This is a genomic window from Streptomyces sp. NPDC026377 (genome assembly GCF_055567715.1).
This window is the reverse complement of sequence record NZ_JBVHPV010000002.1, coordinates 160,171-174,073: the sequence shown is the minus strand read 5'-3', so window position 1 is coordinate 174,073 and position 13,903 is coordinate 160,171. Positions and strand designations below refer to the sequence as shown.

At 70.6% G+C, this 13,903-nt stretch carries 14 protein-coding genes; all 14 read left to right on the top strand.

What is annotated here, in order from left to right:
- Positions 1-263: 263 nt before the first annotated feature.
- The 14 genes from rho to ACZ4MU_RS04790 all read left to right on the top strand — a co-directional run bounded on the left by rho (position 264) and on the right by ACZ4MU_RS04790 (position 13,849).
- Complete coding sequence (gene rho / locus ACZ4MU_RS04855; RefSeq protein ID WP_467870979.1) at positions 264-2,309, top strand: transcription termination factor Rho; 2,046 nt, start codon at positions 264-266, stop codon at positions 2,307-2,309.
- Positions 2,310-2,536: 227 nt separating this feature from the next.
- Positions 2,537-3,652 (top strand): LCP family protein, encoded by a 1,116-nt coding sequence (locus tag ACZ4MU_RS04850; RefSeq protein ID WP_467870977.1) that lies wholly within the window; start codon positions 2,537-2,539, stop codon positions 3,650-3,652.
- A gap of 161 nt (positions 3,653-3,813) precedes the next feature.
- A complete protein-coding gene (rpmE, locus tag ACZ4MU_RS04845; protein ID WP_101390144.1) occupies positions 3,814-4,035 on the top strand; it encodes a 50S ribosomal protein L31 in 222 nt (73 codons plus the stop codon).
- A gap of 101 nt (positions 4,036-4,136) precedes the next feature.
- Entirely contained in the window at positions 4,137-5,216 is a 1,080-nt protein-coding gene (prfA, locus tag ACZ4MU_RS04840) for a peptide chain release factor 1 (protein WP_467870974.1), read from the top strand.
- 76 nt (positions 5,217-5,292) lie between these two features.
- The gene (gene prmC, locus ACZ4MU_RS04835) at positions 5,293-6,174 is read left to right on the top strand and encodes a peptide chain release factor N(5)-glutamine methyltransferase (RefSeq protein WP_467870972.1); all 882 of its coding nucleotides are present in this window, start codon (positions 5,293-5,295) and stop codon (positions 6,172-6,174) included.
- Between the two features lie 56 nt (positions 6,175-6,230).
- A complete protein-coding gene (locus ACZ4MU_RS04830; RefSeq protein ID WP_365102388.1) occupies positions 6,231-6,878 on the top strand; it encodes an L-threonylcarbamoyladenylate synthase in 648 nt (215 codons plus the stop codon).
- Positions 6,875-7,525, top strand: a complete 651-nt coding sequence (locus tag ACZ4MU_RS04825; RefSeq protein WP_467870969.1) for an arsenate reductase/protein-tyrosine-phosphatase family protein — start codon at positions 6,875-6,877, stop codon at positions 7,523-7,525. The genes ACZ4MU_RS04830 and ACZ4MU_RS04825 overlap by 4 nt, the downstream gene beginning before the upstream one ends.
- Before the next feature lie 113 nt (positions 7,526-7,638).
- Positions 7,639-8,919 (top strand): serine hydroxymethyltransferase, encoded by a 1,281-nt coding sequence (locus ACZ4MU_RS04820; RefSeq protein WP_467870966.1) that lies wholly within the window; start codon positions 7,639-7,641, stop codon positions 8,917-8,919.
- A gap of 93 nt (positions 8,920-9,012) precedes the next feature.
- Positions 9,013-10,386, top strand: a complete 1,374-nt coding sequence (locus tag ACZ4MU_RS04815) for an MraY family glycosyltransferase (RefSeq protein ID WP_467872213.1) — start codon at positions 9,013-9,015, stop codon at positions 10,384-10,386.
- Between the two features lie 261 nt (positions 10,387-10,647).
- Positions 10,648-11,082: a hypothetical protein gene (locus tag ACZ4MU_RS04810; protein WP_467870964.1), complete on the top strand. Its 435-nt coding sequence runs from the start codon at positions 10,648-10,650 to the stop codon at positions 11,080-11,082.
- 273 nt (positions 11,083-11,355) lie between these two features.
- Positions 11,356-12,126 carry a F0F1 ATP synthase subunit A gene (atpB, locus tag ACZ4MU_RS04805; protein WP_467872210.1) on the top strand — a complete coding sequence of 257 codons (771 nt, stop codon included), beginning with the start codon at positions 11,356-11,358 and terminating at the stop codon, positions 12,124-12,126.
- 78 nt (positions 12,127-12,204) lie between these two features.
- Complete coding sequence (gene atpE / locus ACZ4MU_RS04800; protein WP_067163944.1) at positions 12,205-12,441, top strand: ATP synthase F0 subunit C; 237 nt, start codon at positions 12,205-12,207, stop codon at positions 12,439-12,441.
- A 38-nt stretch (positions 12,442-12,479) separates the two neighbouring features.
- Positions 12,480-13,037, top strand: coding sequence for a F0F1 ATP synthase subunit B (locus ACZ4MU_RS04795; RefSeq protein ID WP_358833303.1), 558 nt, complete (start codon positions 12,480-12,482; stop codon positions 13,035-13,037).
- Positions 13,034-13,849: a F0F1 ATP synthase subunit delta gene (locus ACZ4MU_RS04790; protein WP_467870962.1), complete on the top strand. Its 816-nt coding sequence runs from the start codon at positions 13,034-13,036 to the stop codon at positions 13,847-13,849. Before ACZ4MU_RS04795 ends, ACZ4MU_RS04790 begins: the two co-directional genes overlap by 4 nt.
- The last annotated feature ends 54 nt before the right edge of the window (positions 13,850-13,903 follow it).

Below are 13,903 nucleotides of genomic sequence, written 5' to 3'. Positions count from 1 at the left end.
TCCGGGAGCCTCCCAAACCGCCTGCGCAGCCTGCATGAGCAGTTTCCGAGCACGCTCCGGAACCGGCACGACACCCCCCGCTTTTCCTCAGGGGGCCGAGTAGGGGAACTCGGGCCGGACCCCACGCACGTTTACCTCTCCGCCGTACGCGGCGGACCACCGCCCCGGCACGGTCAGTGACCCCAGGTCACGGGCCATGTTCGGACAGCACAACCGGTCGCCGAGCCAGACAGGCCGACGTCCGCTCCAGGGAAGGACCCTTCGTGAGCGACACCACCGATCTGATGGGCGTGACAGCCGACACTTCTGTCGACGACGCCGCGCCCGCCGCAGGTGCTGCCTCTGGCACCACCGCACGGCGCCGCCGCTCCGGCACCGGCCTCGACGGCATGGTCCTGGCCGAGCTGCAGCAGGTCGCGTCCGGCCTCGGCATCAGGGGCACCGCGCGGATGCGCAAGAGCCAGCTGATCGAGGTCATCAAGGAGGCGCAGGCCGGTTCCGGCTCCGCCGCCCCGGCCAAGGGCGCCGACGCGGCCGAGAGCAAGCCCAAGCGCCGCGCCACCTCCAAGGCCCGTACGGGTGACGACGCCGACGGCAAGCCCGCCGCCCAGCAGCAGATCGAGATCCCGGGCCAGCCCGCCGGGGACGCCCCCCAGGCCGAGCGCGGCCGGGAGGGCGGGGGAGACGAGCAGCCCGCGGGCGAGCGCCGCCGCCGGCGCGCCACCGCGGCCGCCGGTTCCCCGGAGTCCGCCGCCGAGCCGCAGACCGCCAAGGCCGAGGCCAAGACGGACACCCGCGCCGAGCAGAAGACGGACGCCCAGCCCGAGGCCAAGGCCACCGAGGCCGTGGACGGCGCCGAGGGCCGGCGCGAGCGCCGCGACCGCGGTGAGCGCGGCGACCGCCAGGGCCGCCAGCGCGACCGTGACCGGGGCGAGCGCGGGGACCGGGGCGACCGGGGCGACCGTGGTGACCGCCGGGGCAAGGGCGACGACCAGCAGGGCCAGGGCGGCCAGCGCCAGCAGCGCCAGGGCAACCAGGGCCAGCAGAACAACGGCCCGCAGGACGACTTCGACGACGAGGGCCGCCGCGGCCGCCGCGGCCGCTACCGCGACCGCCGGGGCCGTCGTGGCGGGCGCGAGGAGTTCGGCGCCGAGCCGCAGGTCAACGACGACGATGTGCTGATCCCCGTGGCGGGCATCCTGGACATCCTCGACAACTACGCCTTCATCCGGACCTCCGGCTACCTGCCGGGCCCGAACGACGTGTACGTCTCGCTCGCCCAGGTCCGCAAGAACGGCCTGCGCAAGGGTGACCACGTCACCGGCGCCGTGCGTCAGCCCAAGGACGGCGAGCGCCGCGAGAAGTTCAACGCGCTGGTCCGCCTGGACTCCGCCAACGGCATGGCGGCCGACTCCGGCCGCGGCCGTCCCGAGTTCAACAAGCTCACCCCGCTCTACCCGCAGGACCGGCTCCGTCTGGAGACCGACCCGGGCATCCTGACCACGCGGATCATCGACCTCGTGTCGCCGATCGGCAAGGGCCAGCGCGGTCTGATCGTGGCCCCGCCGAAGACCGGCAAGACCATGATCATGCAGGCGGTCGCCAACGCGATCACCCACAACAACCCCGAGTGCCACCTGATGGTCGTCCTGGTCGACGAGCGTCCGGAAGAGGTCACCGACATGCAGCGGTCGGTCAAGGGCGAGGTCATCTCCTCGACCTTCGACCGTCCGGCCGAGGACCACACCACGGTCGCCGAGCTCGCCATCGAGCGCGCCAAGCGCCTCGTGGAGCTCGGCCACGACGTGGTCGTGCTGCTCGACTCGATCACCCGTCTGGGCCGTGCGTACAACCTGGCGGCCCCGGCCTCCGGCCGCATCCTGTCCGGTGGTGTCGACTCGACGGCGCTCTACCCGCCCAAGCGCTTCTTCGGCGCCGCGCGCAACATCGAGGACGGCGGCTCGCTGACCATCCTCGCCACCGCGCTCGTGGAGACCGGCTCGCGCATGGACGAGGTGATCTTCGAGGAGTTCAAGGGCACCGGCAACATGGAGCTCAAGCTCGACCGCAAGCTCGCCGACAAGCGCATCTTCCCGGCGGTGGACGTGGACGCGTCCGGCACCCGCAAGGAAGAGATCCTGCTCGGCAGCGACGAGCTCGCGGTCGTCTGGAAGCTGCGCCGGGTGCTGCACGCGCTCGATCAGCAGCAGGCGATCGAGCTGCTCCTGGACAAGATGAAGCAGACGAAGTCGAACGCCGAGTTCCTGCTCCAGATCCAGAAGACCACCCCGGGCAACGGCAACGACTGACGTCACCGCCGCGACCTGCGCGAACGCCCCCGGCACCTCGGTGCCGGGGGCGTTTTCGCGTATCCGGGGCGCGGAGAGCTTCGCCACAGGCGCCGGGCGTTCTCAAGAGGTTCTTAGAACCCTGTGCAACCCTTCGTGGTGCTTCTCCGTCATGACAAGTGTCGACAAACCGTGCCTGACAGACACGGCGGGGGGCACCAGGAGCAGCGACGAGGACTGAGGAGACCATGGCCGACCAGAGCGAGAGCGGCAGCGCCCGAATATCCGGCGGTGGCCGCGGCCGGCGCCGCAAGCGCCCGGCCCCGCGCCGCCGCGCGGTGAAGATCGCGGCCTGGTCCGCGGCGGGCGTGGTCCTGGTCGGCGGAGCCGGCGTCGGCTACGTGTACTTCAAGCTGAACGGCAACATCAAGGGCGTCGACATCAACGCCCAGCTCGGCACCGACCGCCCCCAGGACGTGGACAACGGATCCATGGACATCCTCGTCCTCGGCTCCGACTCCCGGGCCGGGGCCAACAAGAGTTACGGCCAGGACGACGGCGGAGCCCGCTCCGACACCGCGATGGTCGTCCACGTCTACGAGGGCCACAAGACGGCCAGTGTCGTCTCCATCCCCCGTGACACCCTCGTCACGCGGCCCTCCTGCGCCACCACGGACGGCAAGGACGACCCCGGCGGCAAGCGCCGGATGTTCAACACCGCGTACGAGGTCGGCGGCCCGGCCTGTGCGGTCAAGACCGTCGAGCAGATGTCCGGCATCCGGATGGACCACTACATCGAGGTCGACTTCACCGGCTTCAAGAAGCTCATCGACGAGCTCGGCGGGGTGCCCGTCACCACCGCGAAGCCGATCAAGGACAGCAAGAGCCATCTGGACCTGCCGCCCGGCCGGCACACCCTCGACGGCGAGCAGGCGCTCGGCCTGGTGCGCACCCGGCACGGCGTGGGCGACGGCTCCGACCTCGGCCGCATCCAGCTCCAGCAGGCCTTCATCAAGGCGCTGATCGAGCGCGTCAAGGGCGTCGGCGTCTTCACCAGCCCCACCAAGCTCTACGGGCTCGCGGACGCCGCCACCAAGGCCATCACCACCGACTCCGACCTGAACTCGATCAACAAGCTGATCGGCTTCGGCAACGGTCTCAAGGGCCTGGGCGCCGACGACGTCCACATGATCACCCTGCCGGTGATGTACGACCCGGCCGACCTCAACCGCGTACTGCCGCAGGAGGCCCACTCCAAGGAGGTCTGGGACGCCCTGCTGCGGGACCAGCCGGTCCCGGCCTCCGCCACCCGGGACTCCGCGGGTGACAAGGGTGACGTCGGCGGCGTGGTCAAAACCGGCTGACCTGCGCTTTCGTCCGGTCGGCCGGGGCGTGGAATAGATCGGGGGCCACCCCGGTTTTGGGAGATGTGCCCAGTCCTGGCAGACTGGTACGTCGGCCCCGGTTCACGTGCGCGCATCCCCGCGCGGACGACCCGGTGCCCTCCATGAACATAGGAGACACCTTGAAGCGCGACATCCACCCCGAGTACGTCGAGACGCAGGTCAGCTGCACCTGTGGCGCGTCGTTCACCACCCGTAGCACCCTGGCCGAGGGCACCATCCGTGCCGAGGTCTGCTCCGAGTGCCACCCGTTCTACACGGGCAAGCAGAAGATCCTCGACACCGGTGGCCGCGTGGCCCGCTTCGAGGCCCGCTTCGGCAAGGCTGCTGCCGCCAAGAAGTAGCGAGCCACTGCGCCGGTCTTCGGCCGCCCCCGAGGGGGCGGCTGGGACCGGCGTTTTGCCGTTGCCCGCAGCCCCTTTTCACGTATACCCAGGAGCCCCCGATGTTCGAGGCGGTCGAGGAACTGATCGGCGAGCACGCCGATCTGGAGAAGAAGCTCGCCGACCCTTCGGTCCACGCCGACCAGGCGAACGCGCGCAAGCTCAACAAGCGCTACGCCGAACTGACGCCGATCGTCGGGACCTACCGCTCCTGGAAGCAGGCGGGCGAGGACATCGAGACGGCCAAGGAGTTCGCGGTCGACGACCCCGACTTCGCGGCCGAGGTCAAGGAGCTGGAGAAGCAGCGCGAGGAGCTGACGGAGCGGCTGCGCCTGCTCCTGGTCCCGCGCGACCCCAGCGACGACAAGGACGTCCTGCTGGAGATCAAGGCGGGCGCGGGCGGCGACGAGTCGGCCCTGTTCGCCGGCGACCTGCTGCGGATGTATCTGCGCTACGCCGAGCGCGTGGGCTGGAAGACCGAGATCATCGACGCCACCGAGTCCGACCAGGGCGGCTACAAGGACGTCCAGGTCGCGGTGAAGACCAAGGGCGGCAACGGCGCCACCGAGCCCGGCCAGGGCGTCTGGGCGCGGCTGAAGTACGAGGGCGGGGTGCACCGCGTGCAGCGCGTGCCCGCCACCGAGTCGCAGGGCCGCATCCACACCTCCGCCGCCGGTGTGCTCGTCACGCCCGAGGCCGAGGAGGTGGACGTCGAGATCAACATGAACGACCTGCGCATCGACGTGTACCGCTCGTCCGGCCCCGGCGGCCAGTCCGTCAACACCACCGACTCCGCCGTGCGCATCACGCACCTGCCGACCGGTGTCGTCGCCTCCTGCCAGAACGAGAAGAGCCAGCTCCAGAACAAGGAGCAGGCCATGCGCATCCTGCGCTCCCGGCTGCTGGCCGCGGCCCAGGAGAAGGCCGAGGCCGAGGCCGCCGACGTCCGGCGCAGCCAGGTGCGTACCGTGGACCGCTCCGAGAAGATCCGCACGTACAACTATCCCGAGAACCGCATCTCGGACCACCGCGTCGGCTTCAAGGCGTACAACTTGGACCAGGTGCTCGACGGCGACCTGGACGCGATGATCCAGGCGTGCGTCGACGCCGACTCCGCAGCCAAGCTCGCCGCGGCGAGCTGACACCCGTAAGACACCCGGTACTTCCCCCGCCGCGACCGCCGGGCGGGGGAGGCCCATTGCAGCCCGGAGGACCAGCGTGCCGCAACATTCTGGGGGGCGAACCCCAGGCCCCCGCAGTGTGCTGCTCGCGGAGGTGGCCCAGGCCACCCAGCGGCTGGCCGACGCCGGCGTGCCCTCGCCGCGCTTCGACGCGGAGGAGCTCGCCGCGCACATCCACGGCGTGAAGCGGGGCGAGCTGCACCTGGTCAAGGACGCCGACTTCGACGCCCGCTACTGGGAGGCCATCGCCCGCCGTGAGGCGCGCGAGCCGCTCCAGCACATCACCGGGCGGGCGTTCTTCCGCTATCTGGAGCTCCAGGTCGGCCCCGGCGTCTTCGTGCCGCGCCCCGAGACCGAGTCGGTCGTCGGCTGGGCCATAGACGCCGTGCGGGCCATGGACGTGGTCGAGCCGCTCATCGTCGACCTGTGCACCGGCTCCGGAGCGATCGCGCTGGCCATGGCCCAGGAGGTGCCCCGCTCGCGGGTGCACGCCGTGGAGCTGTCCGAGGACGCCCTGACCTGGACCCGCAAGAACGTGGAGGGCTCGCGCGTCGTGCTGCACCAGGGCGACGCCCTGACCGCGCTGCCCGAGCTGGACGGCCAGGTCGACCTGGTCATCTCCAACCCGCCGTACATCCCGCTCACCGAGTGGGAGTATGTCGCCCCCGAGGCCCGGGACCACGACCCCGAGCTCGCCCTCTTCTCCGGCGAGGACGGCCTCGACACGATCCGGGGCATCGAGCGCACCGCCCACCGGCTGCTGCGGCCCGGCGGCCTCGTCGTCGTCGAGCACGCCGACACCCAGGGCGGCCAGGTGCCGTGGATCTTCAACGAGGAGGCCGGCTGGGCGGACGCGGCCGACCACCCGGACCTGAACAACCGTCCGCGCTTCGCCACGGCCCGCAAGGCGCTGCCGTGACCGTCTCGACCCCTTACCGCTCCATGACCGCGTACGTGTACGAGGAGGCCCGTTAAATGGCTCGGCGATACGACTGCAACGACGCGACCGACCGCACGACCGGTCTGCGCGAGGCCGCCTCCGCGGTACGCCGCGGCGAACTCGTCGTCCTGCCGACGGACACCGTCTACGGCATCGGCGCCGACGCGTTCAGCGCCGAGGCCGTCGCCTCCCTGCTGGACGCCAAGGGCCGCGGGCGCAACATGCCCACCCCCGTCCTGATCGGGTCGCCGAACACGCTGCACGGGCTGGTCACGGACTTCTCCGAGCAGGCGTGGGAGCTTGTCGACGCGTTCTGGCCGGGCGCCCTGACGATCGTCGCCAAGCACCAGCCCTCGCTCCAGTGGGACCTCGGCGACACCCGGGGCACGGTCGCCATCCGGATGCCGCTGCACCCGGTCGCCATCGAGCTGCTCACCGAGGTCGGCCCGATGGCCGTCTCCTCCGCCAACCTCACCGGGCACCCCTCGCCCGAGGACTGCGACGCCGCGCAGGAGATGCTGGGCGACTCCGTCTCGGTGTACCTGGACGGCGGCCCCACGCCGGGCATCGTCCCGTCGTCGATCGTCGACGTCACGGGGAAGGTGCCGGTGCTGCTGCGCGCGGGCGCGCTCGACGCCGACGAGCTGCGCAAGGTGGTACCCGACCTCGAGGTGGCGAATTGACAGCCCCGGAGACGGGGCGTGGCATAGGCACCGGGCTCACCGGCACCACTTTCCGCATCCTCCACGTCAGCACCGGCAACGTGTGCCGCTCGCCCATCACCGAGCGGCTGACCCGGCATGCCCTGTACGACCGTCTGCGCGACCCGTACACCGGCGGCCTGATCGTGGAGAGCGCGGGCACCTGGGGCCACGAGGGCGCCCCGATGGAGGCCAACGCGGCGGCCGTCCTCGCGGACTTCGGCGCGGACGCCTCGGGCTTCACCGGGCGCGAACTCCTGGACGAGCACGTCATCACCGCGGACCTGGTCCTCACGGCCACCCGCGACCACCGCGCCCAGGTCATCTCCATGGGCCATTCGGCGGGGCTGCGCACCTTCACGCTGAAGGAGTTCACCCGGCTGGTGCGCGCCATAGACCCCACGACCCTGCCGGACCCCGACGAGGCCGGCATGGTCGAGCGCGCCCGCGCCCTGGTCCGCGCTGCCGCGGCCCTGCGCGGCTGGCTGCTGGCGCCGAGCGCGGAGGCGGACGAGGTCAACGACCCCTACGGAGCCCCGATCACCTTCTTCCGCTCGATCGGGGACGAGATCAACACGGCCCTGGAGCCGGTGGTGACGGCCCTGACGGGCGTGGCCGCGCCGCACTGACGGCCCCGGCGGGCCACCAGGGCTGACGGGAATCCGCCGGGCGCCGGGGGGCGCGTCGGCCTACATTGGATCTGACGCCTCACAACCACTCCCTGTCAGGCCCGGAGACCCCGATGACGGTCACCACCGCAGCCGTGTCCGCCGCCCGCGCGGCCGCCCCCGAGAGGGCGCTCGACGCCCTGCGGAGGCAGGACCCCGAGATCGCCGACGTCCTGCTCGGCGAGGTGCGGCGGCAGGCCACCTCGCTCCAGCTCATCGCCGCCGAGAACTTCGCCTCGCCCGCCGTGCTCGCCGCCCTCGGCTCCCCGCTCGGCAACAAGTACGCCGAGGGCTACCCCGGCGCCCGCCACCACGGCGGCTGCGAACTCGTCGACGTGGCCGAGCGGATCGCCGTGGACCGGGCCAGAGCGCTCTTCGGGGCCGAGCACGCCAACGTACAGCCGCACTCCGGGTCCTCGGCGGTGCTCGCGGCCTACGCGGCGCTCCTGCGCCCGGGTGACACCGTGCTCGCCATGGGTCTCCCGTACGGGGGACACCTCACCCACGGCTCGCCCGCCAACTTCTCCGGCCGGTGGTTCGACTTCGTGGGCTACGGCGTCGACGCGGAGACCGGCCTCATCGACTACGAGGAGGTCGCGGCGCTGGCCGAGCGCCACCGCCCCAAGGCGATCGTCTGCGGCTCGATCTGCTACCCGCGCCACCCCGACTACGCGGCCTTCCGCGAGATCGCGGACTCGGTGGGCGCCCACCTCGTCGCGGACGCGGCGCACCCCATGGGCCTGGTGGCCGGGGGAGCGGCGCCCAGCCCCGTCCCGTACGCGGACGTGGTGTGCGCGACCACCCACAAGGTGCTGCGCGGGCCGCGCGGCGGAATGCTGCTGTGCGGCGCGGAGCTGGCGTCCCGCATCGACCGGGCGGTCTTCCCGTTCACCCAGGGCGGCGCCCAGATGCACACCATCGCCGCGAAGGCGGTCGCGTTCGGGGAGGCGGCCGCTCCCGCGTTCACGGGGTATGCCCATCAGGTGGTCGCCAACGCGCGCGTGCTCGCGGCCGGGCTCGCCGCCGAGGGGTTCTCCGTCGTCACCGGCGGCACCGACACCCACATCGTCCTGGCCGACCCGGGCCCCCTGGGGATGGACGGACGGGCCGCCAGGGGCCGTCTGGCGGGCGCGGGGATCGTCCTGGACGCCTGCGCCCTGCCCTACGACGGAGCGCGCGGCATCCGGCTCGGAACGGCCGCGGTGACCACCCAGGGGATGGGCGAGGCGGAGATGGCCCGGCTCGCGGTGCTCTTCTCCGCGGCGCTGCGCGAGGACACCGGCGCCGACGGCCTCGCCGGGGTGCGGGCCGAAGTGCGGGAGCTGGCAGGGAGATTTCCCCCCTATCCCCACTAGAGGGGGTCGTCTGCAACCATCTCGTGTACCCGCGTGTCCTCAACCATGGAAGCGCGAAGCTAGTGTGTGGGGCTGAGATGGCCAGCGATACCTCTGGGGCAGCCCGTGCGTGAATACCTGCTGACGCTCTGCGTCACGGCCGCGGTGACCTACCTGCTGACCGGGCCGGTGCGGAAGTTCGCCATCGCGGCCGGCGCGATGCCGGCGATCCGCGCCCGGGACGTGCACCGCGAACCGACGCCGCGGCTCGGCGGTATCGCCCTGTTCGGCGGATTGTGCGCGGGCCTGCTCGTCGCCGACCACCTCGACAGCCTCAACGGCGTCTTCGAGCGCTCCAACGAACCGCGCGCGCTGCTCTCCGGCGCCGCGCTGATCTGGATCATCGGCGTCCTGGACGACAAGTTCGAGATCGACGCCCTGATCAAGCTCGGCGGCCAGATGATCGCCGCCGGTGTGATGGTCGTCCAGGGTCTGACGATCCTGTGGCTGCCCATCCCGGGCGTCGGCGCGGTCTCGCTCACCTCCTGGCAGGGCACGCTGCTCACGGTCGCCCTGGTGGTGATCACCATCAACGCGGTGAACTTCGTGGACGGCCTGGACGGGCTCGCCGCCGGCATGGTGTGCATCGCCGCCGCGGCGTTCTTCATGTACGCGTACCGGATCTGGTTCGGGTACGGCATCGAGGCCGCGGCCCCGGCCACCCTCTTCGCCGCCATCCTGATGGGGATGTGCCTGGGCTTCCTGCCGCACAACATGCACCCCGCGCGGATCTTCATGGGCGACTCGGGCTCGATGCTCATCGGGCTCGTCCTCGCCGCCGGGGCGATCTCCATCACCGGGCAGGTCGACCCGGACGCGCTGCGGATGAACCTCAGCCTCAGCGGCAGTGAGCGCGAGGCGACCCACGCGATGCTCCCGGTCTTCATCCCGCTGCTGATGCCGCTGACCATCATCGCCATCCCGATGGCCGACCTGGTGCTCGCGATCGTGCGGCGCACCTGGAAGGGCCAGTCGCCGTTCGCCGCCGACCGCGGCCATCTGCACCACCGGCTCCTGGAGATCGGCCACAGCCACAGCCGCGCGGTGCTGATCATGTATTTCTGGGCGGCGCTGATCGCCTTCGGGACGCTGGCGTACTCGGTGCACTCGGCGTCGATGTGGATCGTCTTCGTGATCGTGGCGCTGAGCGCGGTCGGTCTGGTCCTGCTGCTGCTCCCGCGGTTCACCCCGCGCGCCCCGCGCTGGGCCGAGGCGTTCGTCCCGCCGCGCTACCGGCGCCGCGGGCGGCCCGCCGGGGCGGTGGTGGCCGGGGAGGCCGATGAGGCGGGTGGGGCCGACGGGGGAGCGGACGGCGAGGACGGGAAGCGCGCTCCCGTCGTCGCGGGCGTCTCCGGCGTCAACGGGGCGACCGCCGTCGGCCCCCGTTCGCGCTTCCCCGACCGGCGGAAGACCGGCGCCTCGCGCTGACGAATTGCCGCATCGGATCCCAATACCAGACAAGTCGCCGTCATTCTTGCACATGCGCGCGCGTTCACTCTCATGTGTGACGGGCAGCACACCATCTTGGTAAAGACCTCATCAAATAGTTTGTGATACCGTTCACGAGACCCGGCAACAGAGCCGAAGGACCGTAGTGCGACGGCCCATTGGCCCGAGGGACACCCTCGGCCGGGGCCTACGCTCGTCCATGACGACACCCTGCCCCCACCAGTAAGCGGAGCTGCCGCCATGCCGTCCAACGACGCCCGCACCCTCCTTCGGACCGCCCTGCCCACCGCTGCCGCCGGCGCGATCGCCGTCGCCGTCAGCGCCGGGGTCGCGGGTGGCAAGGGGGCCGTGGGCGCCGCACTCGCGACGGTCGTGGTCATCGGCTTCATGGGCGTCGGGCTGCTCGTCCTGGAACGTACGGCGAAGAACCTGCCCCACCTGTTCCAGGCCATGGGGTTGATGCTGTACACGGCCCAACTGCTGTTGCTCTTCATCTTCGTCGCGGTCTTCAAGGACACGACGCTGTTCAACCCCAAGGCATTCGCCGCCACCCTCGTCGCGCTGACCCTCGTCTGGATCGGCATGCAGGCACGTGCGCACATGAAGGCCAAGATCCTTTACGTCGAGCCGGATTCGGAGGCTCAGAAGCCCCAGAAATCCGGGTCTTCGTCGTGAAAGGTAGGGGCGGAATAAATGCGAGTTCGAGACCCTGCTATCGTCCGGTGCCAACTGCGGCACTGCGGGCGCGGGCATCTGAGCTGACGCCTGCTCGAACGCGAGGCATGATGCCCGACCGCCGCCCCATCATCCGTAACACCAGTCCAGTGCCGAACCGCGGCTGCGCGCCGCGCCGACACAACGAGGTTGCCGTACCTATGCGCCACGCTGAAGGAGCCCGCGGTGAGTGCTGACCAGACCCAGCTCGCCTTCGACTGGAACTGCCGCATCCTGTCCGACAACGGCTGTGGCTTTCCGGCTCCGGGCCTGCACTCCTTCCTCTTCAAGCCGCTCTTCACCGTCAGCGGCTACGAGTTCAACAAGGTGATGCTGCTCGCGCTCATCACCACGGTGCTCATCAGCAGCTTCTTCTGGGCGGCCTTCGGCAAGGCCAAGGTGGTCCCGGGCAAGCTCCAGATGGTCGGCGAGGCCGGCTACGACTTCGTACGCCGCAACATCGTGTACGAGACGCTCGGCAAGCGGGAGGGCGAGAAGTACGTCCCCCTGATGGTCTCGCTGTTCTTCTTCATCTGGATCATGAACATCTGGTCCGTGATTCCGCTGGCGCAGTTCCCGGTGTCCTCGGTCATCGCCTTCCCGATGGTGCTCGCCGCCCTCGTGTGGGTCCTCTGGGTGAGCGTGACGTTCAAGCGTCACGGCTTCGTCGGCGGCCTGAAGAACATCACCGGGTACGACAAGTCGCTCGGCGGCGTGCTGCCGCTCGTCATGACCATCGAGTTCCTCTCGAACCTGTTCGTCCGGCCGTTCACGCACGCGGTGCGACTGTTCGCCAACATGTTCGCCGGTCACCTGATGCTGGTCATGTTCACGGTCGCCTCCTGGTACCTGATGAACAGCTACATGATCCCGGCCGCCGGTGTCTCGTTCGTCATGACCATCGTCATGATCCTCTTCGAGCTTTTCGTGCAGGCCGTCCAGGCGTACGTCTTCGTGCTGCTGGCCTGCTCGTACCTCCAGGGCGCTCTGGCCGAGCACCACTGAGCCCTGGTCCGCCCCGCAACCCCCCAGTCGTCCGGTGGCCAACCCCCACCGGTCCATGAAAGAGAAGGAAGAACTGGCATGTCCCAGATCCTCGCTGCTTCCGAAGTCACCGGCTCGCTCGGCTCGATCGGCTACGGCCTCGCCGCGATCGGCCCCGGCGTCGGCGTCGGCATCATCTTCGGTAACGGCACCCAGGCCATGGCTCGTCAGCCCGAGGCCGCCGGTCTGATCCGCGCCAACCAGATCCTGGGCTTCGCCTTCTGTGAGGCGCTCGCCCTCATCGGCATCGTTATGCCGTTCGTGTTCGGTAAGTAAGCACCGATTACTGACACGCATCGACGAAAGGCACTGATGTGATCGCCAACCTGGCTGCACTCGCGGCCGAGGAAGAGCAGAACCCGCTCGTACCCGCGGGCCCCGAGCTGCTCGTCGGCGCCATCGCCTTCGCCATCGTCTTCTTCGTCTTCGCCACGAAGCTGCTTCCGCGTATCAACAAGACGCTGGAGGAGCGCCGCGAAGCCATCGAGGGCGGTATCGAGAAGGCCGAGGCCGCGCAGACCGAGGCTCAGAGCGTGCTGGAGCAGTACAAGGCCCAGCTCGCCGAGGCCCGCCACGAGGCCGCCCGCCTGCGCCAGGAGGCGACCGAGCAGGGCACCGCGCTCATCCAGGAGATGAGGGCGGAAGGCCAGCGGCAGCGTGAGGAGATCATCGCTGCCGGTCACGCTCAGATCGAGGCCGACCGCAAGGCTGCCGCGCACGCGCTCCGCCAGGACGTCGGCAAGCTCGCCACCGACTTGGCCGGCAAGCTCGTCGGCGAGTCCCTGGAGGACCACGCCCGGCAGAGCCGCACCATCGACCGCTTCCTCGAGGGTCTTGAGGACAGCGCTTCGAAGGCCGAGGCCACGCGATGAACGGAGCGAGCCGCGAGGCACTGGCTGCCGCGCGCGAGCGTCTCGACGCGCTGATGGACCACACGTCCGTCGACGCGGCGAAGCTCGCCGGGGAGCTGGCGGCCGTCACCGCGCTGCTCGACCGCGAGGTGTCGCTGCGCCGGGTCCTCACCGACCCGTCGCAGCCCGCCGAGGCCAAGGCCGAGCTGGCCGGACGCCTCCTCGCCGGCCAGGTCGGCGGCGAGAGCACCGACCTGGTGAGCGGCATGGTCCGCGCCCGCTGGTCGCGCTCTCGCGACCTGGTGGACGCGCTGGAGGACCTGGCGAGCACCGCCGACCTCACCGCGGCGCAGCAGGCGGGCGCGCTGGACGACGTGGAGGACGAGCTGTTCCGGTTCGGCCGGATCGTCACCTCCAACGCCGACCTGCGCTCCGCGCTGACCCACCGCGGCGCCACCGAGGCCGCCAAGGGCGAGCTGCTGCGCAGCCTGCTCGGCGGCAAGGCCAACCCGGTCACCGAGCGGCTCGTCACCCGTCTGGTGACCAAGCCGCGTGGACGTAGCCTGGAAGCGGGACTGGAGTCCCTCTCCAAGCTCGCCGCGGAGCGCCGGCAGCGGATGGTCGCCGTGGTCACCTCGGCGGTGCCGCTGACCGACGTACAGAAGCAGCGCCTCGGCGCCGCTCTGGCGAAGGTGTACGGCCGCCAGATGCACCTGAACCTCGACGTGGACCCGACGGTCCTCGGCGGGATCTCGGTGCGGGTCGGCGACGAGGTCATCGACGGCACCATCGCGCAGCGTCTCGACGAGGCGAGCCGGCGACTGGCCGGCTGACCTGCCTCGGCAGCGTCACCAACCACACAGGCAACACAGCGGCCCGGTTGGGCC

Bases quoted from the DNA above. Each gene is read 5' to 3' on its own strand.
- ACZ4MU_RS04850 (WP_467870977.1), top strand. From the start codon at position 2,537: ATGGCCGACCAGAGCGAGAGCGGCAGCGCCCGAATATCCGGCGGTGGC.
- prfA (WP_467870974.1), top strand. From the start codon at position 4,137: ATGTTCGAGGCGGTCGAGGAACTGATCGGCGAGCACGCCGATCTGGAG.
- ACZ4MU_RS04830 (WP_365102388.1), top strand. From the start codon at position 6,231: ATGGCTCGGCGATACGACTGCAACGACGCGACCGACCGCACGACCGGT.
- ACZ4MU_RS04820 (WP_467870966.1), top strand. From the start codon at position 7,639: ATGACGGTCACCACCGCAGCCGTGTCCGCCGCCCGCGCGGCCGCCCCC.
- ACZ4MU_RS04810 (WP_467870964.1), top strand. From the start codon at position 10,648: ATGCCGTCCAACGACGCCCGCACCCTCCTTCGGACCGCCCTGCCCACC.
- atpE (WP_067163944.1), top strand. From the start codon at position 12,205: ATGTCCCAGATCCTCGCTGCTTCCGAAGTCACCGGCTCGCTCGGCTCG.
- ACZ4MU_RS04790 (WP_467870962.1), top strand. From the start codon at position 13,034: ATGAACGGAGCGAGCCGCGAGGCACTGGCTGCCGCGCGCGAGCGTCTC.